Annotated in this window: 13 protein-coding genes and 1 pseudogene; 6 read left to right on the plus strand and 8 right to left on the minus strand. The window is 47.6% G+C overall.

What is annotated here, in order from left to right; translation table 11 throughout:
• Window positions 1-39: 39 nt before the first annotated feature.
• Window positions 40-450 carry a hypothetical protein gene (locus tag K4H28_RS14390; RefSeq protein ID WP_221005835.1) on the minus strand — a complete coding sequence of 137 codons (411 nt, stop codon included), beginning with the start codon at window positions 448-450 and terminating at the stop codon, window positions 40-42.
• A 71-nt stretch (window positions 451-521) separates the two neighbouring features.
• Complete coding sequence (locus tag K4H28_RS16865) at window positions 522-1,604, minus strand: methyl-accepting chemotaxis protein (protein ID WP_221005836.1); 1,083 nt, start codon at window positions 1,602-1,604, stop codon at window positions 522-524.
• Between the two features lie 197 nt (window positions 1,605-1,801).
• Between K4H28_RS16865 and K4H28_RS14400 the strand changes: the two genes are divergently transcribed.
• The 3 genes from K4H28_RS14400 (at window position 1,802) to K4H28_RS14410 (ending at window position 5,195) form a co-directional block, all read left to right on the plus strand.
• Window positions 1,802-2,665, plus strand: a complete 864-nt coding sequence (locus K4H28_RS14400) for a transporter substrate-binding domain-containing protein (RefSeq protein ID WP_221005837.1) — start codon at window positions 1,802-1,804, stop codon at window positions 2,663-2,665.
• 138 nt (window positions 2,666-2,803) lie between these two features.
• Window positions 2,804-3,847: an SGNH/GDSL hydrolase family protein gene (locus K4H28_RS14405; RefSeq protein ID WP_221005838.1), complete on the plus strand. Its 1,044-nt coding sequence runs from the start codon at window positions 2,804-2,806 to the stop codon at window positions 3,845-3,847.
• A 139-nt stretch (window positions 3,848-3,986) separates the two neighbouring features.
• Window positions 3,987-5,195: a branched-chain amino acid ABC transporter substrate-binding protein gene (locus K4H28_RS14410; RefSeq protein ID WP_221005839.1), complete on the plus strand. Its 1,209-nt coding sequence runs from the start codon at window positions 3,987-3,989 to the stop codon at window positions 5,193-5,195.
• A gap of 403 nt (window positions 5,196-5,598) precedes the next feature.
• Here K4H28_RS14410 and K4H28_RS14415 read toward each other — a convergent pair whose 3' ends face one another.
• Together K4H28_RS14415 and K4H28_RS14420 are read right to left on the minus strand one after the other, a co-directional pair.
• Window positions 5,599-6,033, minus strand: coding sequence for a hypothetical protein (locus K4H28_RS14415; protein WP_221005840.1), 435 nt, complete (start codon window positions 6,031-6,033; stop codon window positions 5,599-5,601).
• A 298-nt stretch (window positions 6,034-6,331) separates the two neighbouring features.
• A complete protein-coding gene (locus K4H28_RS14420; RefSeq protein WP_221005841.1) occupies window positions 6,332-8,053 on the minus strand; it encodes a bifunctional metallophosphatase/5'-nucleotidase in 1,722 nt (573 codons plus the stop codon).
• A gap of 225 nt (window positions 8,054-8,278) precedes the next feature.
• Between K4H28_RS14420 and K4H28_RS14425 the strand changes: the two genes are divergently transcribed.
• Together K4H28_RS14425 and K4H28_RS14430 are read left to right on the plus strand one after the other, a co-directional pair.
• Window positions 8,279-8,542, plus strand: coding sequence for a hypothetical protein (locus tag K4H28_RS14425; protein ID WP_221005842.1), 264 nt, complete (start codon window positions 8,279-8,281; stop codon window positions 8,540-8,542).
• A 207-nt stretch (window positions 8,543-8,749) separates the two neighbouring features.
• Window positions 8,750-9,559: a transporter substrate-binding domain-containing protein gene (locus K4H28_RS14430; protein WP_221005843.1), complete on the plus strand. Its 810-nt coding sequence runs from the start codon at window positions 8,750-8,752 to the stop codon at window positions 9,557-9,559.
• A gap of 71 nt (window positions 9,560-9,630) precedes the next feature.
• Here K4H28_RS14430 and K4H28_RS14435 read toward each other — a convergent pair whose 3' ends face one another.
• Entirely contained in the window at window positions 9,631-11,925 is a 2,295-nt protein-coding gene (locus K4H28_RS14435) for a YgiQ family radical SAM protein (protein ID WP_221005844.1), read from the minus strand.
• Between the two features lie 428 nt (window positions 11,926-12,353).
• Here K4H28_RS14435 and K4H28_RS14440 point away from each other — a divergent pair, with 428 nt between their 5' ends.
• Window positions 12,354-14,855 carry an esterase-like activity of phytase family protein gene (locus K4H28_RS14440; protein ID WP_221005845.1) on the plus strand — a complete coding sequence of 834 codons (2,502 nt, stop codon included), beginning with the start codon at window positions 12,354-12,356 and terminating at the stop codon, window positions 14,853-14,855.
• Between the two features lie 128 nt (window positions 14,856-14,983).
• Here K4H28_RS14440 and K4H28_RS14445 read toward each other — a convergent pair whose 3' ends face one another.
• The 3 genes and pseudogenes from K4H28_RS14445 to K4H28_RS14455 all read right to left on the minus strand — a co-directional run.
• Window positions 14,984-15,157, minus strand: coding sequence for a hypothetical protein (locus tag K4H28_RS14445; RefSeq protein ID WP_221005846.1), 174 nt, complete (start codon window positions 15,155-15,157; stop codon window positions 14,984-14,986).
• Window positions 15,158-15,520: 363 nt separating this feature from the next.
• Window positions 15,521-17,494: a DNA topoisomerase IV subunit B gene (gene parE, locus K4H28_RS14450; RefSeq protein WP_221005847.1), complete on the minus strand. Its 1,974-nt coding sequence runs from the start codon at window positions 17,492-17,494 to the stop codon at window positions 15,521-15,523.
• Between the two features lie 300 nt (window positions 17,495-17,794).
• A pseudogene (locus tag K4H28_RS14455) lies at window positions 17,795-18,445 on the minus strand (ATP-binding protein); the annotation flags it as partial.
• Window positions 18,446-18,484 lie beyond the last annotated feature (39 nt).

Consider the following 18,484-nt stretch of genomic DNA (forward strand, 5'->3'; position numbering starts at 1 on the left):
CGGAGGCTCCCGACACAAAGCAGTCTTGAGGTTATGTGTTTATTCAGATTCTGGTGGCCAAACTTGGGACTTGTATTTTTCAACAAAAACTAATGCATCTTGAAATGTTGATGGATAGTTAACACCCTCCATCACGCCTGTTTCTATGGTCTCGAAAACAGAGTAAAAACGAAAACCATTTCTAACGAGAAACTCAACCTTTTTCCACTGCACTTTATTTCTTGCCGGAGGAGCAGCAAATTTTCGACTGAGCATTTCCATTGGCTTTCGACATTGCGGGCAAAAACGCGTAGCTTCACTTTCTGGAAGTTTGAATGATTTTCGACAAGCAAAGCATACAAATGGAAAGCGATAGGCATGTATCGCTTTTTTTGTTTTAAAGTGATTGTGGTGTTTGAAGTGAGACATTATTTTCTGGCTGCGACGAATACCGATGGTTTTTAGCAGCACTTCAGTTAACTATTTTGCATCCATAAATGAATGCAAATTCAGCTTCTGGCCAAGTGCCGCCAAATCCCGAATCAATCCACCAATCGGTCCAAAATACCTATCATCTTCTGGCTGGTGTTTTCCATGCGATTCAGTGCGTCAATGACTTGCGACTTTTGCCCTGCTTGCCAAGCCGTGAGTGCAGCAGTACCAGCTTGATGGATTTCATTGTGCGGCGCTTCCATTTCACGGTAGGCCGACAGATGACCCGCGAGCGTTTTACCTTCGCCTTCATAGTACCAGCGACCAAAGCGACATTGGTGTGGATCGCTCACGACCTGACTACTCACTGAGCTGGCCCCTGAAACACCTTCATAAACATTGAATTTAAATGCAATGTGATCCAACTTGCTCACCTCAACAAAGGTGCTGAGCATATTTTTGTTCACCAGTTCTTTCATTTCGCCAGAGACTTCAATCAGTAGTTCCATATCCATTGAAGCATTGCTACCCATCGCGCTAAATTGCGCGGTTTCTTGCGCCATCGCGTTCATCGTTGTTTTGACAGATTGCGTTTCGCTGCGAATATCGCCGACTAATTTACTGATATCTTTGGTGGCCGAACTAGTGCGCTCGGCTAGTTTGCGTACTTCATCAGCAACAACAGCAAAACCGCGACCTTGCTCACCAGCGCGCGCGGCTTCAATGGCGGCATTCAGTGCCAATAAATTGGTTTGATCGGCGATTTCTTTAATTAATTGCACAATCCCGCTGATTTGATCGGATTGTTGGTCGAGTTTATCAACCTCGGTCACTGATTGCGCGGCGGTGCTCGATAGTTGGTTCAGACTGGCTGACATAGCGGCAATCGCTTGGCTATTGTCATTGGCAAGGCGCGATAGTGCAGTAGCACTGCGGAGTTCTTCTTTCATTTTCTCGGTTAAGTGACCGAGCGAGTGGGATGATGATGCGAGCGATTGGCCAAACTGCGCCATTGATTGAAATAGAGATTGATAGTATTTGCCATCGCCGTTGTCTTGCGTTTGCAGGCTGGCTAGAAATTGTTGATCACTTTGGAGTTTGCTGTTTTCTTTTTTTACTTGGTTATTTTCAATTTGTAGTTGACGAATTTGCTCTTGCAAATCGGCAATCAGTTTTTTTTGGCCAAAAAACATCTAAGCCTCCACAAGTATTTTCTAATCCAAACAGTATAGCTAAGAATACTGACTTCGCGCTTTGGGATATGTCATAAGAGTGGAAATACGACGCTTTTGACGCAATTTACACCCGCAAAATAGTGTGTAGCTCACAAAAAAACAGTAAATCCTAATGCGCAGGGAAACCCCTGATTCCATTCATTTGTTTCGTCCGTATGATGCGGCCAATCTTGTCAACACTCAATGTCGATGTTATGAAGAAATGGATCATTATTGCGCTTGCTGCGGCCGCTATACCGGCTTGGTATTTTGGCGTAGCAAAAAAAACACCGACTGAGCTCACTGTAGCCAGTACCGCTGCCGAGCCACAAACTACGCTGCGAATTGCATTAGAAGGCAAATATCCGCCCTTTGAATATCTAAACAAAGACAATCAATTGGTTGGTTTTAATATCGATTTGGCCAATGCGCTGTGCAGAGAAATGGCAGTGAAATGCAGCATCAACCGCTACGAATGGGATGATTTAATTCCTGCGGTACAAAATGATCAAGCCGATGCGATTATCTCAACGATGTCGATTACTGATGAACGTGAAAAATTAGTGCAATTCACCCAACCATATGCACGCGTGCCAGCAGCTTATTTAGCCAGCAAAAAAGAGCAATTTTTGTTTCCTGTCGTGACACAAGATCGCGTGGAAGGCAAAACGATTGGTGTCGTAGAAAAGACGACGTTTGATGATTACCTCAAGACAGAATTTGCCAGCAAAGTAACGATCAAGCGTTATGCTGATGCCGAAGCCATGCTAGCTGGTTTGCAAAGCAATGAAATCAATTTTGCTTTTGGTGATAGCGCCGTTTTTGGCGAATTTTTGCGCAATCCAAACAATTCAGAGCAATATAATTACGTCGGCAATATTATTAAATCGGACCCTCGCTTAGGCCGTGGCGAGGCGATTGCCGTAGCGAAAGACGATACGGTAATGCAGGCTAAATTTAATTTAGCGCTGGATAAACTGATTAAGTCAGGCGAATACAAAGAGATGCAGTACAAGTATTTTACGCTGCAAATTATGTGACCGGCATAGTCTACAAATGAGCCCCAACCATGTTGGGGCTTTTTTATTGATTGAACACAGGCAATCATTTGAGCCGTGAGCCATTTCATCGTAAAGATCAAATTTTGTTAGTAAGATGCATTTTTTGAGGACAACATCATGAAATGGATTTTGCTGGCAGGAATGCTATTGCCGCCATTGGGCTGGGCCGCTGACCCGATTCTGGCGACAGGGCGCTGGGTGAATAACGACGGCCGCTACCAAACGAGCTGGCCGGGTGGCATGTTGTCGGCGCAATTCACCGGCACATCGGTTGGTGTCGTGCTTAACGATGAACGCAGTTATTACGTCGTCGAAATTGATGGCAAAGCCGCTCAGCAAATTAGCCCTGCGAGTGGCAAACGCACTGTTTGGATTAAAAACCTCCCCGCAGGCACGCACCGCATTGATTTGATTCGCCGAAATGAGTCGCCAGACTATGTCGGTCAAGTGGATGGTTTTGTGCTTGACGGCGGTCAATGGCAAGCGGCACCTGAAGCGCCGAAACGCAAAATTGAATTTATTGGTGATTCGTTTACTGCGGCACTTGCCAACTTATCCACACAACGCGAATGCAGCGAGCGTGAAATCGCCGCCACCACCGATGCCAGCCAAGGCTTTGCGATTAAAGTCGCGCGTGAATTAAATGCACAATGGCAAGTCAATGCAATGTCGGGCATGGGCATGGTCAGAAATTGGGGCGGTAATTTAGCCGATCGTAACTTCCGCACCTTTTACCCACGGCAATTGCAGACCGATGCCAATAGCAAACTCGACGCGCAATGGCTGCCACAAGTGGTCGTGATTGGTTTGGGTACGAATGACTTTTCGAGCAAAATTAATGCCGGAGAAAAGCGCAACGCCGAGCAATTAGAGCAAGACTTTTTGGCGGCTTACCGGCAATTGATTTCGCAGCTCAATGCGCGTTATCAACAGCCGCAGATTATTCTCACTGCACTTAAATTGTGGCCGGATGATCAACTACGCCCTTTGGTCAAAAGTTTGGTCACTGAGGCCAATACTGCTGGCAATACACGGCTGCATTATTTGGAACTAAGCCCGATGCAACTCAATGGCTGCCAGTGGCACCCCAATCTGCAAGACCACCAGCAAGTCGCAACCCAAGTGCTGGCTAAAATCAAAGAAATCAAACCGAGCTGGTAGGCTAATTGGTACCTGAGCCAAAACGCTTGGCTACAGGAATACCCTAGTTCTCCAAAGCAGAGGGCTGCTGCATGATGCAAATACTCGCTGAAATACATTGGCATTTTTGTCCGTTTTATCTGCTTTGGAAATCCTTCACATGAAAATCGCTTCTTATACATTGATTGCTGCCGCCATCGTCGGTTTGTCTGCGTGTGGCAAACAAGCACCCGTAGCAACTGAAACGGCCGCTTCTGCACCCGTAGTTGATTCAGCAGCCAACAACGCAGATGTAATCAAAATCGGTAACGCCGCAGCACTCACCGGCCCTGCTGCGCACTTCGGTAAAGATATCGAAAATGGCGTGCAATTAGCGATGGACGAAATCAATGCAGCTGGCGGCGTGGATATTGCTGGCAAAAAAATGAAGTTGGTGATGATTTCAGAAGATGACCAAGGCGATCCAAAAACGGCAACCAATGTGGCGCAGCGTTTTGTTGATGCCAAAGTCGCAGGCGTGATTGGCCATATGAATTCAGGCACGACGATTCCAGCGTCAAAAATCTATTCAGATGCGGGCATCGTGCAAATCTCTCCATCAGCAACCGCCGTGGCCTACACCAATCAAGGCTTTAAAACTGCATTCCGCGTGATGGCCAATGATGCGCAGCAAGGCAAAGTGCTCGGTCAATATGCCGTGAACAAATTGGGTGCGAAAAAAATAGCGATTGTTGACGACCGCACAGCATACGGCCAAGGCTTGGCCGATGAATTTGAAATCGCCGCTAAAGCCGCTGGTGCAGAAATCGTAAAACGTGAATTCACCAATAACCAAGAAACCGACTTTAACGCAGTGTTGACCAGCATTAAATCAGCCAAGCCGGATTTGATTTTCTACGGCGGTATGGATGCGCAAGCCGCGCCATTGAAAAAACAAGCAAAAAAACTCGGCGTAACGGCAAAAGTGATGGGTGGCGACGGCGCGCAAACGCCTGAGTTTATCAAACTGGCAGGTGGCGATGCTGATGGCATGTTTGCTACTAGCCCAGGCACACCAAAAGACCAGCTCGCCGGCGGCAAAGCCTTCCTTGAAACCTACAAAACCAAATTTGGTACCGATGTGCAATTGTACTCACCGTACAGCTACGATTCAGTGCACGTAATGGTGAAAGCGATGCAAGAAGCGGGCTCAACCGAGCCAGCCAAATACTTACCAAAACTAGCCGCAGTGAAGCACAACGGCGTGACTGGCCCGATCTCATTTGATGCCAAAGGCGACATCAACGACGGCGCAATCACCGTTTACACGGTAAAAGACGGCAAATGGGAAATCCTCGAAGTCGTTGGTGGTGCAGCTGCAGCGAAATAATTAAATTGATGATGGAATGAAAAAAAGGAGCTTTCGAGCTCCTTTTTTTACCGCTTGGATATCTATTTTATCTAATTTAGCGGCTGTAATCGACCCAATGCAGACGAAATCGGTTATTTTTCAGCTCTGCTTTTTTGTGTAAATCTTCCTATGAGCCAGCTCATATTATCTGCGGACGTAAGGCCAAACAGATATGCAACTAATATAAAATAGTTAGAAGAAGAAATAGCGGTGACTAGGATGAGTACTGCCATTGCTATTGTCACTGCAATTGAGATTTTTTGCCTTCCATTCATTTCTATATTCCCCGAACTTTCGTTTTGCAAATTGAACTTAGCTGCTTGAAAAGGCGTAGCTCTGGCCGACTACCGCCTGTTCTCGACTCAAAGCGGAAGCTAAATTTTTACACTGGTTCTTGGCTAACAGTAGCAGTCCAACCAATATGGAGTTTTGCAATTTCAAACTCAGGAAAACATTCAACAGTTGCGAAGTATTCAGTTAATGATTGGTGGTCAAATGACCAATGATTACGCTCAAGCTCTAAAAGTTCACTGGTCGGCTGGCATGTAAATTCAAAATGGAGTTGCTCCATTCCGTCATACTCACCATCCTCATCTTTAAATATAAATTGGCGAACAAAATCTAAGTGACACAGTTTTTTTCCAGTAAATGAATAGCACCCTATTTGCCAGAGTATTCCAGAATCAACCCCTTCTACCGGCATTGCTGCAAACTCCTTAAATACTTTCCACCCCAAAAGTATGTCAGGAGATTCATAATTAAATCCAGCCAAAGAGAGCATTGTTTTCAGTTGTTGTTCTGTATCTGTAGCTAGCATATATCCCTGCCAAATTTACTAATGTGTCTTCTGTTGGCCGATTGCAGCCTAATTGGAATACGGAGTGATTCTAATCCAACTTCTTTCGCTAAGTTTGCTCTTGCGTATTTTTGCTTGGCAAGTGTCTCACTCTTTGTCGGTGCACGTGGGCTTTAATGTCGTGTCTGATTAGTTATGGTGTATGTATTTCAAGCAGAGCCATTGTTTATATTGCTTGCAAGTAAATACACCTCAATCAAATTTGATTGAGGTGTATTGAGTTTTAAAGACGCCGATTTGGCGCATTGCAAAGCTGCGATTACTTGATTTTCACTACACGGTTCAGTGTTGGTACAGCGAGGTTAGGAGTGGCTTTGATGTAGGCTTCCAGCGCATCAACGTCTTGCGCGCCGCCGAGGATGTTCGTTCCCTTGGTCAGTACCGTGAATAAATCGCCGCCCGAGGCCAGATAGTTATTTACCGTAACGCGATAATTCATCACGCTCGATAGCGCTACGCCATTGAGTTTGATATTGGCAGCATCGACTTTTTGCCCCGCAGCTAGTGTTGAATCCCAGCTGTAGCTAAAGCCATTGGAAACCAGCAAAATCCGATTTGATGTTTGATTATTGGTGTAGCCCGCAAATTGTTGCTCGAGCAACTCTTTGATTTGCGCGCCAGTGAGTGTCATCGAGACCAAGGTATTGCCAAAAGGTTGGGTCGTGAACAGTTGGCCATAAGTCACTTGCCCTGCCACCGGGATCAAATCGGCGCGAACGCCACCCGGATTCATAAACGCAATTTGTGCTGCGCCCACGGTTGCGCCTGAGGTCGCCGCTAATTGTGCATCGGCAATCACATCACCAAGCGTACTCTCGCCCGCTGCATTAGCAGCTCTGAGCAAACTTCCCGCAATCGTGCCGACCACGCGATTTTCTAGTGGTTTTACTAAGGCATCGTACTTAGTAATAATGGCCGTTTGCGCGGCATCTTTGGCCACATCGTTGGTGACAACAATATTTTTTGCTGAAGATTTGATTACGTCGCGGGTTTTCGGGTCCAAAGTAAGGTCAATCTCTGAAATCATCCGGCCATATTGATTGGCGCTGGTGACCAGTTTGCCATTGATTTGGCAGTTGTAGGCTTGGTGGGTATGGCCTGACACAATCGCGTCGACAGCGGGATCGAGGCGCTTCACGATATCGACAATCGCCCCTGAGACGCCTTTACATTCATTCAAACCTCCCAACTGCGTGGCGCCTTCGTGCACGATCACCACAATCGATTCAATGCCTTGCGCTTTGAGTTTGGGTACCAAAGCATTGACAGTCTCGGCTTCATCTTTGAACGTCAGCCCTGCTACGCCTGATGGGGTGACAATCGCTGGCGTATTTTTTAAGGTCATCCCGATAAACGCGACTTTAACGCCGCCAAATTCTTTCACATGATACTCAGGGAAAATCGTTTTGCCGGTTTTGCTATCAACGACATTGGCAGCCAAGAATTTAAACTTAGCGCCGCCAAAGGTCGTGGCTGTTTTGCAGCCATCAGTCGGATGGCAGCCGCCATTTTGCATACGCATCAACTCGGTACTGCCTTCATCAAACTCATGATTGCCGACCGCATTGAGCTCTAAACCCATTTCATTCATTGCTTCAATTGTTGGTTCATCGTGAAACAGTGCTGAAAGCAAAGGGCTAGCACCAATCAAATCGCCAGCAGAGACGATGATGTTGTTTGGATTTTTGGCTTTCAGTGTTTTAAGCCAGGTCGCCAGATACTCGCTGCCACCGGCGGCAACTTTGATGGTTTTAGTTGGATCGGCAGGATCAGGGATGGTCAGCGTACCGTCTGCTTTGAGATTGCCATGAAAGTCGTTAATGCCCAACATTTTCACTTCAATCGGTGTGGCTGGGATCGGTGTTGGTGTTGGTGCTGATGTAGGTGTTGGAACCGGAGTCGCTTCTGGTGATGAACCGCCACACGCGGCCAAGAATAAAGGTATAGCGAACATCGCCAAGACTGAAGCACGGATTTTCATTGCATTGTTCCCGTTAAAAATCAGACAAGGATAGGCGCTTAGTTTTTCAGACTAACGACAAAAGCATGAACATCTGATGACAGTGGAATCAATACACACGTGCCTAGATAAGGAAATGAGTCAATTGGATGAATTAAATTCGCCAAGTACCTAGCAGCAAGGCAAGATGCATTTTTCGTGCGATGGTTTTGATCGCATCTTTTTAATTGCTTGAAAGACTTGAATATGACTCTGCAATTTAATGGCATTAATCTCTATACGCTGGCGCAAGTGCGCAGCCACGAACCCAAACTGCATGCGCGGATTTTGAATATTGCGGGTGAATGGATGGTGTTGTTTGGTAAAAAAATGGCGTTTACTGACGATGCGGATTTGCTTGGTATTCTGCACGAAGCCAATTTACTCGCGCCACAAACGTTTACCGATAAACGGGCCGCCGCCGATTTTCTGGATGCGCATACCGATATTTTTGCTAGCGTATCGTGCTGAGCATTTCTGCAAAAATGGTCACGGTTTGCTTTCCCATCTGATTCCTCAATGAATAAGGTTATCCTGCTCGCATAATTGCTTAGTGTGCGTAAGTCTTTGTTGACATAGGCAATATAAAAACTATGTTGACATACAGCACGCCAAAACAAGCTGTTTCATACCGCCTTATGTGAACTGAATAGCCCCAATTTATGACAAGGAATGACCATGTTTAGAATCGGCACGGCCTTAGCAATTGTCTTTGCTTTTCAATTTGCACAAGCGGCCTCACTAGAAGCAATTAAAAGCAACGGCCAGATTGTGATTGGGGTCAAAGACTCCTCGCCGCCATTTTCACAGATGGACGCAAAGACACGTACTTTAACAGGCTATGACATCGATTTCGCCCTTGGGATTGCCAAGCGGCTCAATGTAAAACCCATCTTTAAAACCCTAGAGTCTGAGAATCGAATTCCTTGGCTCAAAGAAAATAAAGTCGATATCGTCATTGCAGATTTCTCGCGCACCACTGAGCGCGAGAAAGAGGTCGCTTTTAGCACAGGCTATTTTGTAACGGATACTCGCGTATTGGCAAAAAAGGGCCTGTTTAAAAATGAAAAAGACTTAGCGACTGGTCATATTGCCGTCCCTGCCGGCTCAAGTGAAGCTAAATTAATGCGCAAATTATTTCCAAAGGCTAAATTGGCTGAGTTTGAGGACACACCCGAAATGCTCAAAGCTGTTGCGGCTGGTGTTGTCGATGGAATGTTGGGCGATGGCCCAGTCATGATGGCATCACAGGGTAAAATTCCTGCTGCGCAACGTGGTCAATTTGAGGTGAGTGAGTTTGCTTTGGACTTAAAGATTTTGAGCGTTGGCATGCCAAAAAATGAGAAAACACTACAAGCGGCAGTGAATAATGCTTTAGTCGATATGGAAACGTCAGGGGAAGCTCTAGCTATTTATAACCGTTGGTTTGGCCCGCAAAGTAGCCAACCGATGGGGCGGATTTTCAAAATTAGCCCTAGCCGCAATTAATTCTTTGAGTTTTATATAATAAAAAAGGTCGGCACAGATTGCCGACCTTTTTTAGTTTCAAGAAGAAAATCTTAGCGCGGGCGCGGTTTTTTGCTTAATGTTGCCGCAGGTTTGGTACCAGTTGGGCGAGCGCTGAGTGGTTTGCCAACGGGTTTTCCACCCGTAGGTTTCACTGCGGCATTGCCACGGGGTATCGCCCGCTGGCCATTGTTTGTCGTGTTTCGCTGACCATTACTCCGGTTAGGTATTTTACCGACTGAGCCTGGTCCACCACCACCTCGGGCGTTACCACGCGGCGCTTGCATGGCGCGTTCTTCCGGTGTTTCCATCGGAATCAGATGTTTCGGACTATTACCGATCAAATCGGCGCGACCCATCTCGCGCAATGTTTCGCGCAGTAGCGCCCAGTTTTTCGGATCGTGATAACGCAAGAACGCTTTATGCGCTTTACGGCGTTTTTCGTCCTTGATGATGTCGACTTTTTCCGAGCTGCGATGAATGCGTTTGAGCGGATTGCGCTTGGTATGCCACATTGTCGTGGCCATCGCCATTGGCGTTGGCGTAAACGCTTGCACTTGGTCGGGACGGAAATCATTTTTCTTTAGCCACAGCGCCAAGTTCAGCATGTCTTCATCCGACGTTCCCGGATGGGCGGCGATAAAGTAGGGAATCAAATACTGCTTTTTGCCCGCTTCTGCGCTGAATTTGTCGAACATCGCTTTGAATTTCTCAAACGTACCGATGCCTGGTTTCATCATTTTTGAGAGCGGCCCCTCTTCGGTATGCTCAGGGGCAATTTTCAAATAACCCGATACATGATGCGTGACCAATTCTTTGACATATTCGGGCTGAGTTACCGCCAAGTCATAGCGCAAACCTGAGCCGATGGTGATTTTCTTCACGCCCGGAATCTTGCGCGCTTTGCGATACAGCTGAATCAAACTGCTGTGATCGGTGTTTAGATTTTCGCAAATGCCGGGATAGACACAGCTCAAGCGACGGCATGATTTTTCGATTTTTGGGTCTTTACAGGCCAGACGGTACATATTCGCGGTTGGCCCACCCAAGTCGGAAATATGGCCAGTAAAGCCTTCGGTTTTATCGCGAATTTCTTCAATCTCGCGCAACACCGAGCCTTCCGAGCGGCTTTGGATGATGCGGCCTTCATGCTCAGTAATCGAGCAAAACGTACAGCCGCCAAAACAGCCGCGCATAATATTGATCGAAAAACGAATCATGTCCCATGCTGGAATCACTTGGTCGCCATAACTTGGGTGTGGGTTACGCGCAAAGTATTGGTCGAATGCGTAATCCATTTCGGCGGTTTCTAGCGGAATAGGTGGTGGATTCATCCACACATCGCGCTCGCCATGCTGCTGCACCAGCGCACGTGCATTGCCCGGATTGGATTCCAAATGCAAAGTACGGCTAGCGTGCGCGTAGCTGACCGGATCATGGGTGACCGTTTCAAACGATGGAATGCGAATCACGGTGCGGCCACGCACTTCGCGGCGCGCCGCAAGGCGTGCTTCACGTGAAACAATTTGGATTGTTTTAACATCATTACTCGACGTATCGGCCGCTGCAGCTTGCTGCTTTTCGTCTTCCATCGCATACGGGTTAGGGTGCGCTTCAACCTTGCCCGGAATATCGACCACCGATGAATCAAGCTCAACCCAACCCGCTGGCAACCAGCCTTTTGGCGCTAAGAAAGCAGTACCGCGCACATCGCGGATTTCGCTCATTTTTTCGCCCGCAGCAACGCGCTGGGTGACCTCAACCAAAGCGCGTTCAGCGTTACCAAATAGCAAAATATCAGCTTTGGAATAGATTAGCGCCGATTGGCGTATTTTGTCGCTCCAGTAGTCGTACTGTGCGATACGGCGCAAGCTGGCTTCGATACCGCCGGCCATAATTTGCACGCCCGGATACGCTTCGCGGCAGCGTTGGCAGTACACATTCAAGGCGCGATCTGGGCGATTGCCCGCCATCCCGCCTGCGGTGTACGCGTCGTCTGAACGCGGTTTTTTATCAGCTGTGTAGCGGTTGATCATCGAATCCATATTACCCGACGTCACGCCAAAATACAGTCGTGGTTTACCGAGTTGCTTAAAGGCATCGGCAGACAGCCAATCGGGCTGGCAAATAATCCCAACACGGAAGCCCTGCGCTTCGAGCAAACGCCCCAACAGTGCCATGCCAAAACTTGGATGATCGATATAGGCGTCGCCCGTCACGATGATGATGTCGCACTCATCCCAGCCGAGCTGATCCATTTCCTTGCGGCTCATCGGCAAGAAAGGGGCAGGTTTGCGCGGCTTTACGCCAGCAGGCAAGTCATAAATCGGGGAATGAGTGGGGTTCATACTGTTCACAAACGGGGCTAATCGCGCATTGTCGCAGATTTTTGCTGTTATGCAGAGCTAAATGCTTGTTTTTTATCGAATAAAGCAAAATTTTTCGATTAATAAGCCTTAGTTTTTTTGTGGTTTTAAGCAATAAGAAAGCAAATGTATGCTTTCAATGAAAGCAAAATATCAATGACCCCGCTTTGTTGTGCGCGCGTTATTTTTCCATGAAATGAAGTGCTGAACAGCGCAAAAAAGATCAAGTTTGACGCTACTAGGGTTTGCACTTAGATCGAATTGAAATGTTTAGAGAAATCAAAGGCTCTGATTCTTGAGTCATAAAACAGCATTAAAAATGTCATGCTGACGTCTTTTTATCGAGATATTTCAGTAATGACACTCCCATAAGATCGCGCATTCAGTATTCACAAGGGAGCGTCAAAGCAATGTCAAAACAAAAAAGTATTATGTTGGCCGCGATAGTCGCGGCGCCATTACTGCTAAGTGCGTGTGGAGGGAGTGATAATCCAATTATTGCGCCAGAGACAACAGCGCCTCAAGCACCTCAATTGAGTGGCCGTGCCGTTTTGCCCGCCGCTACGTTTGCAGATGGTCCTCTTTCTGGCCAATATTTGGGTGGTTCAAGCACGAATGGACAGGCTGTGCCATTTGCCAAGCAGCCCGTTCAGGGCTTTTCTGCCATTTTGAAAAATGCAGATGGCAGCTTCTTGGCGATGTCTGACAACGGCTATGGTAGTTTAGAAAACTCGGCCGACTTCAATTTGCGCGTATACACCATCCGACCAAATTTCAAAACGGCAAGCAGCGGCGATGGCAGTATTAAGGTCGAGAAATTCATTGAATTGAAAGACCCCAACAAATTGATTCCTTTTGCGATTACCAATCAGTTCAGCAAAGATCGTATCTTAACTGGTGCTGATTTTGATATTGAATCGATGCAGCGTGCGCCGGATGGCACCTTGTGGTTCGGTGACGAATTTGGCCCATTCCTGATTCACACCGATGCAAATGGCGTATTACTTGAAGCGCCGATCAAACTGATGGACAACGAAAATGTCGGTCAGGAGCTTCGTTCTCCACAAAATCCGTATGCTGAAGAGGGCAGTGCGGTTCGTATCATGAATGCAGTTCGGGCGCATGCACAGCAATTTGGCGGAAAACGCGCTCCCGTCTTTTCGCCCTACAATGTGATGTTGAAATACGATGTGAATGGCGTTAAATCAACAGCAGATGCGCATTACGCTCGTGGCAAAAACGCTCAACCCGGACTAACCCCCGCAACGAGTGAGATTTTTGATGTTGCTTCGCTAAAAAGTGCCGGCTATCAAGTGGTGACTTGGACTGTGAATGACAAGGCTCGGATGACTGAGCTGTTGAAAGCGGGTGTCAACGGCATCATTACGGATCGTCCTGATTTGCTTTATACGGCAGTGAAAGAGTTTGATGCGAATAAAGACGGCGTGGCCGGCGATTACCTCACCAAAGATGGTTTAATCGATCAGACTAAGTTTGATGCGCAAGGTCATCGTGGCGCGCGCAATTTGCGTCCTGAAAATACGCTACCCGCAATGGAAGCGGCACTAGATAACTTGATGACGACGCTGGAAACCGATTCAGGTATTTCCAAAGATGGCATTTCGGTACTGAAGCACGACCCTTATATCGAAACGCAAAAATGTCGTCGTACTGATGGCAAGCCTTACGACAACATCAGTCAAGAAGTGCTGATGAAAGACCTCACCTTAGCCGAAATGCAAAGCCAATATATTTGCGACAAGCTATTCCGTGGCGCAGATCAGAAAAACGATATTGCACTTTCGCCAGTATCTGCCGCTATGGCAACATCGAAGGGCTATACAAGCCCATACGTATTACCAAAAACGCAAGACGTGTTTGATTTGGTGACCGCCTATATCGATTATTACAGTGTTGGCGCTGGTAAAGCACATCCTGATGCGACTAAACGCGTTGCGAATGCGAAAACCGTACGCTTTAACATTGAGACCAAAATTAATCCGCGCAGCGATAAAGATAATCACGGCAAAGTCTACAAAGACCGCACCGTAGGCTTTGAGCAAATGGCCGATACGCTGGCCGGTGTGATTGTCGCCAACAAGATGGAGGCGCGTGCTGATATCCAAAGTTTCGACTTCCGTACCTTGTTGCGCGTGCAAGAGAAATTCCCTGCGATTCGTACTGTGTATCTATTCGGTGATTTCCCAATTTATCCAACTGCAGACAGTGACGATGGCACCAATATGCAGGATGAAAATGGTAAAAACACACCGTGGATGGCAGGTTTGTACTGGCCATATCGCAGCACTGCGATGAGCAACTCTTTCCGCGTTAAGCGCTCAGGTGGTTTTGAAGGAATGGCACTTTCCAGCGATGGCAGCAAGCTATATCCGCTGCTTGAGTTGCCGCTCGTGGGTCACGATGAGAAAACGCTATTGATTAATGAGTTTGATCTTGCGACTCGTAAATACACTGGCAAAACATTCAAGTACAAATTGGATGCGAAAGGCAGCAATATTGGCGATTTCATTATGTACAACGCTGAAGAAGGCATCATTATCGAGCGTGACAACAGTCAGGGTGATCTAAATGGCTTTAAAAAGCTGTTTAAAGTGAAACTCGGCAAAGCAGGCGATTTTGTTGAAAAGACTGAATTGGTGAATCTGATGGATGTTAAAGATCCAAGTGGGATTAGTGGTAAGTCCAGCAATGGCGATATTGGCTTGGGCAGCATATTCGCCATGCCATTTGTCACGATTGAAGACGTTGTTGTGATCGATGAAAACACGCTTGGCGTACTCAATGACAACAACTATCCATTCAGCGTCGGTCGCCATATGGGAACAAAGCAAGCAGATGACAATGAGTTTATGTTGATTAAATTGCCAGTGCCGTTGAAGCTTGCAAAATAACTAAACGTAGTCCTTATAAAAGCTGGCTAGTGGTTCTAGCCAGCTTTTTATTTGCTTTCAAGTTACCGCCAAAAGATCACTCTCGCTTAGCGAATGTACGAGCAAGTGCATACTCTCACGCAGTTTTTCTATGTCGAGCATGGGCTGGTTTTGTGCAATGAGGATTGTGGCTCTTTCCATTGTGATGTTGTAAAAATCATCGACCATTTTGCGTATTGACCATGCAGCGCCATTGCCCACAGTTCGCGAAACGTGCGAACTGTTGCTTCTGAGATCGCATCGACCAATAGCCATTCGACCATTTTATCTAGCCCGATCGTTTGGCTTTTATCGAATTTTTTAATTTCATTTTTAAACCGCGTACGGCAAATATCGTAGAGTGCTGATGAGCGTAGCGATGTGTTCGGCTCATTCGGCGCAATTGACTGCGCTCATTGCCGCCCTACGGTCCTACGATTTCATTAGGAAAACAGCTGTTTAATTTATCTGTTTGTGTTCCGTGTTTGGCTTCAATTTGATTGAATAGGCAAACGAGCAGCTTTAGTATTTTGTCTTCGGGTAAGTTTGGCTGCTTCATTGAGCGAAGCGAATTACACATAGTCGATACGTATTGCCACACAAGCGTTTACTATCAATGCCTACATAGCAATACATAGCATTAAAAGTCAGAGATCCGCTTCAACCTCATTCCCACGTGCTTCGAGCCAGGCACGGCGGGAGCTGGCTTCGGATTTGCTCATCAGCATATTCATCACGTCACGCGTGTTGGCGGCGACGTCAGAATGAATTGCCACGCGCATCACACGGCGGGTGTCGGGATTCATCGTCGTGTCGAACAATTGCTCAGCATTCATTTCACCCAAGCCTTTGAAACGCGAAATATTCCACGCCGATTCGCGTAGTTTTTCACCTTTGAGCTTGTCCAAAATTGCCGTCAATTCGCCTTCGTCGAGCGCGTAAAATTTGCGCGGCGGTTTGTTTTTACCACTGCCACCCACATCAACACGGTACAGCGGTGGTTGCGCGACATAGATATGGCCATTGGCAACCAACTGCGGAAAATGACGATAAAACAACGTCAGCAGCAGTACTTGAATGTGCGAACCATCCACGTCCGCATCGGACATGATGATCACTTTGCCGTAACGCAGTCCGCTCAAATCTGCCGCGCTATCGAGCGTATGTGGATCAACGCCAATCGCAACGGCCATATCGTGAACTTCGTTATTGCCGAAAATCTGATCTTTATCGACTTCCCAAGTATTGAGCACCTTACCGCGCAAGGGCAGAATTGCTTGGAAATCTTTATCACGGCCCATTTTGGCCGAACCGCCCGCCGAATCCCCCTCGACGAGGAATAACTCGCAGCGCTCGGTTTCATCCGACGCGCAATCGGTCAATTTACCCGGCAATACGGCAACGCCAGATGACTTTTTCTTTTCGACTTTGGTCGCGTTTTTCTGCCGCGATTGCGCAGCACGAATCGCCAGTTCAGCGAGTTTTTTTCCCAAATCAACGTGCTCGTTCAACCACAATTCAAATGGCGAACGAACCATCGCGGAGACCAGCTTTAGCCCGTCACGACTGGTGAGTTTGTCTTTGGTTTGACCTTGGAACTGCGGATCCAGTACTTTGGCCGACAATACAAATGAGCAGCGGCTGAATAAATCTTCCGGCAGTAATTTGACGCCCTTCGGCAGCAAATTATGAAAATCGATAAATGTTTTGACGACTTGAAACACGCCATCGCGCAAGCCGCTTTCGTGCGTGCCGCCGGCTGGTGTTGGAATCAGATTCACATATGATTCGCGATTCACCGCACCGTCTTCGGTCCACGTCAGCGCCCAAGCACAACCTTCGCCACGGCTAAAGGTTTCGTCTTCGCCCTCGATGTATTTCTCGCCTTGCAAAATCGGCACCAGCTGCGTGAAACCAGCGACTTGCTCATTCAAATAGCCGAGCAAACCATCGGGATAACACCAGCGTTTTTCCAACATTTCGCCGCTGGCTTGCTCAACCGTCAGCGTCACGATCAGACCGGGCAACAACACCGCTTTAGATTTGAGGACGTGCTCGAGATCGGCCAGTGGAATCGTGGCGCTATCAAAATACTTAGCATCGGGCTCAACAAACACGCGTGTACCGGTGTCTTTCTTCGCGCACGTGCCAAGCACAGATAGTGGCTCAATGACATCACCGCCAGAGAATACCAGACGATTGATTTGCCCTTCGCGGCGTACTTCTACCTCTAGCCGAGTCGACAAAGCATTGGTAACCGATACACCCACGCCGTGCAAACCACCCGAGAACGCATACGCGCCGCCGTCTTTTTTGTCGAACTTGCCACCCGCATGCAATTGCGTAAACACCAACTGCACCGTCGGCACGCCCTCGTCGGGGTGTAATCCAACCGGAATGCCACGGCCATTGTCTTGTACGCGCAGCGATTGATTGCGGTACAGCGTAACGTCGATTTGCGTTGCATAGCCACCGAGCGCTTCATCTGCCGCGTTGTCGATGACCTCTTGGCAAATGTGCAGTGGATTGTCGGTGCGGGTGTACATGCCAGGACGGTGGCGGACAGGATCAAGGCCTTTTAAGACCTTGACGGAAGATTCGTCGTATTTAGGAGCTGCCATTGTTTCACGTGAAACCGGTAAAAATGATTGGGATGAAGTCTAGCAGAGAACGGGAAAGCTTGAGTCCACGAAAAACACGAAAGGCACGAAAAAATCAAACGAAGAACATAAGTTTTGATTATTTTCTCGTGCTTAAAAACCGATGGAATCAATAAGTCGTTCCTTCCTGCAAGTTTTCTGTGCTGAACTTGATTCGAGCTTCTTCAGTTTAATTAGTGCATTTTTCTTGTCTTTCGTGGACTATGGATTTTATGTATTGCCATGCAAGCCTTACTAAAAAAGACCCACAAGGGAATACATCTACTCAATGCCACGCCGATATTGAATCGCCTCAGCCAGATGCGCTTTTGTAATTGACGGGCTTTCGGCCAAATCAGCAATCGTGCGCGCTACGCGCAAGACTCGATGATAGGCGCGCGCCGACCAACCGAGCTTTTGTACTGCGCTTTGCAACAAAGCCAAGCCCGCAGCATCAGGCTGACAATACTCGTCCAAAAATGCGCCGAGTAAAGCGGCGTTGTGCTGGCCTTGCCGAGTCTGTTGCCGTTGCCGCGCTGCGCCGACTCGCTCTCGTACCGGCAAACTCCCTTCGCCCTCACCACGTGCCAATAACACGCTTTCAGGAATGGCGGGCACTTCGACCACCATATCGATGCGGTCAAGTAGTGGCCCAGAAATTCGTCCACGATAACGAGCGATTTGCTCAGGCGAACATCGACAGGCTTTTTGCGGGTGGCCAAGATAGCCACAGGGGCAAGGATTCATCGCAGCGACTAACTGAAACCGAGCCGGAAACTCAGCTTGCCGTGCGGCACGGGAGATATGAATTTTGCCGTTCTCTAAAGGCTCACGCAGCACTTCTAAAACTTTGCGGTCAAATTCAGGGAGTTCATCAAGGAAGAGCACCCCGTGATGTGCGAGTGAAATCTCGCCCGGCTGCGGCACACTGCCACTGGGAAAGATTTTATTAATTAAGAATTACTCAGAATT

Source organism: Deefgea tanakiae, from assembly GCF_019665765.1.
Classification (GTDB): domain Bacteria; phylum Pseudomonadota; class Gammaproteobacteria; order Burkholderiales; family Chitinibacteraceae; genus Deefgea; species Deefgea tanakiae.

What these genes read in the sequence shown, in the direction of transcription:
- K4H28_RS16865 (WP_221005836.1), bottom strand. Translation starts at nt 1,604, where the DNA reads ATGTTTTTTGGCCAAAAAAAACTGATTGCCGATTTGCAAGAGCAAATT.
- K4H28_RS14400 (WP_221005837.1), top strand. Translation starts at nt 1,802, where the DNA reads ATGATGCGGCCAATCTTGTCAACACTCAATGTCGATGTTATGAAGAAA.
- K4H28_RS14405 (WP_221005838.1), top strand. Translation starts at nt 2,804, where the DNA reads ATGAAATGGATTTTGCTGGCAGGAATGCTATTGCCGCCATTGGGCTGG.
- K4H28_RS14410 (WP_221005839.1), top strand. Translation starts at nt 3,987, where the DNA reads ATGAAAATCGCTTCTTATACATTGATTGCTGCCGCCATCGTCGGTTTG.
- K4H28_RS14415 (WP_221005840.1), bottom strand. Translation starts at nt 6,033, where the DNA reads ATGCTAGCTACAGATACAGAACAACAACTGAAAACAATGCTCTCTTTG.
- K4H28_RS14420 (WP_221005841.1), bottom strand. Translation starts at nt 8,053, where the DNA reads ATGAAAATCCGTGCTTCAGTCTTGGCGATGTTCGCTATACCTTTATTC.
- K4H28_RS14425 (WP_221005842.1), top strand. Translation starts at nt 8,279, where the DNA reads ATGACTCTGCAATTTAATGGCATTAATCTCTATACGCTGGCGCAAGTG.
- K4H28_RS14430 (WP_221005843.1), top strand. Translation starts at nt 8,750, where the DNA reads ATGTTTAGAATCGGCACGGCCTTAGCAATTGTCTTTGCTTTTCAATTT.
- K4H28_RS14435 (WP_221005844.1), bottom strand. Translation starts at nt 11,925, where the DNA reads ATGAACCCCACTCATTCCCCGATTTATGACTTGCCTGCTGGCGTAAAG.
- K4H28_RS14440 (WP_221005845.1), top strand. Translation starts at nt 12,354, where the DNA reads ATGTCAAAACAAAAAAGTATTATGTTGGCCGCGATAGTCGCGGCGCCA.
- K4H28_RS14445 (WP_221005846.1), bottom strand. Translation starts at nt 15,157, where the DNA reads ATGGTCGAATGGCTATTGGTCGATGCGATCTCAGAAGCAACAGTTCGC.
- parE (WP_221005847.1), bottom strand. Translation starts at nt 17,494, where the DNA reads ATGGCAGCTCCTAAATACGACGAATCTTCCGTCAAGGTCTTAAAAGGC.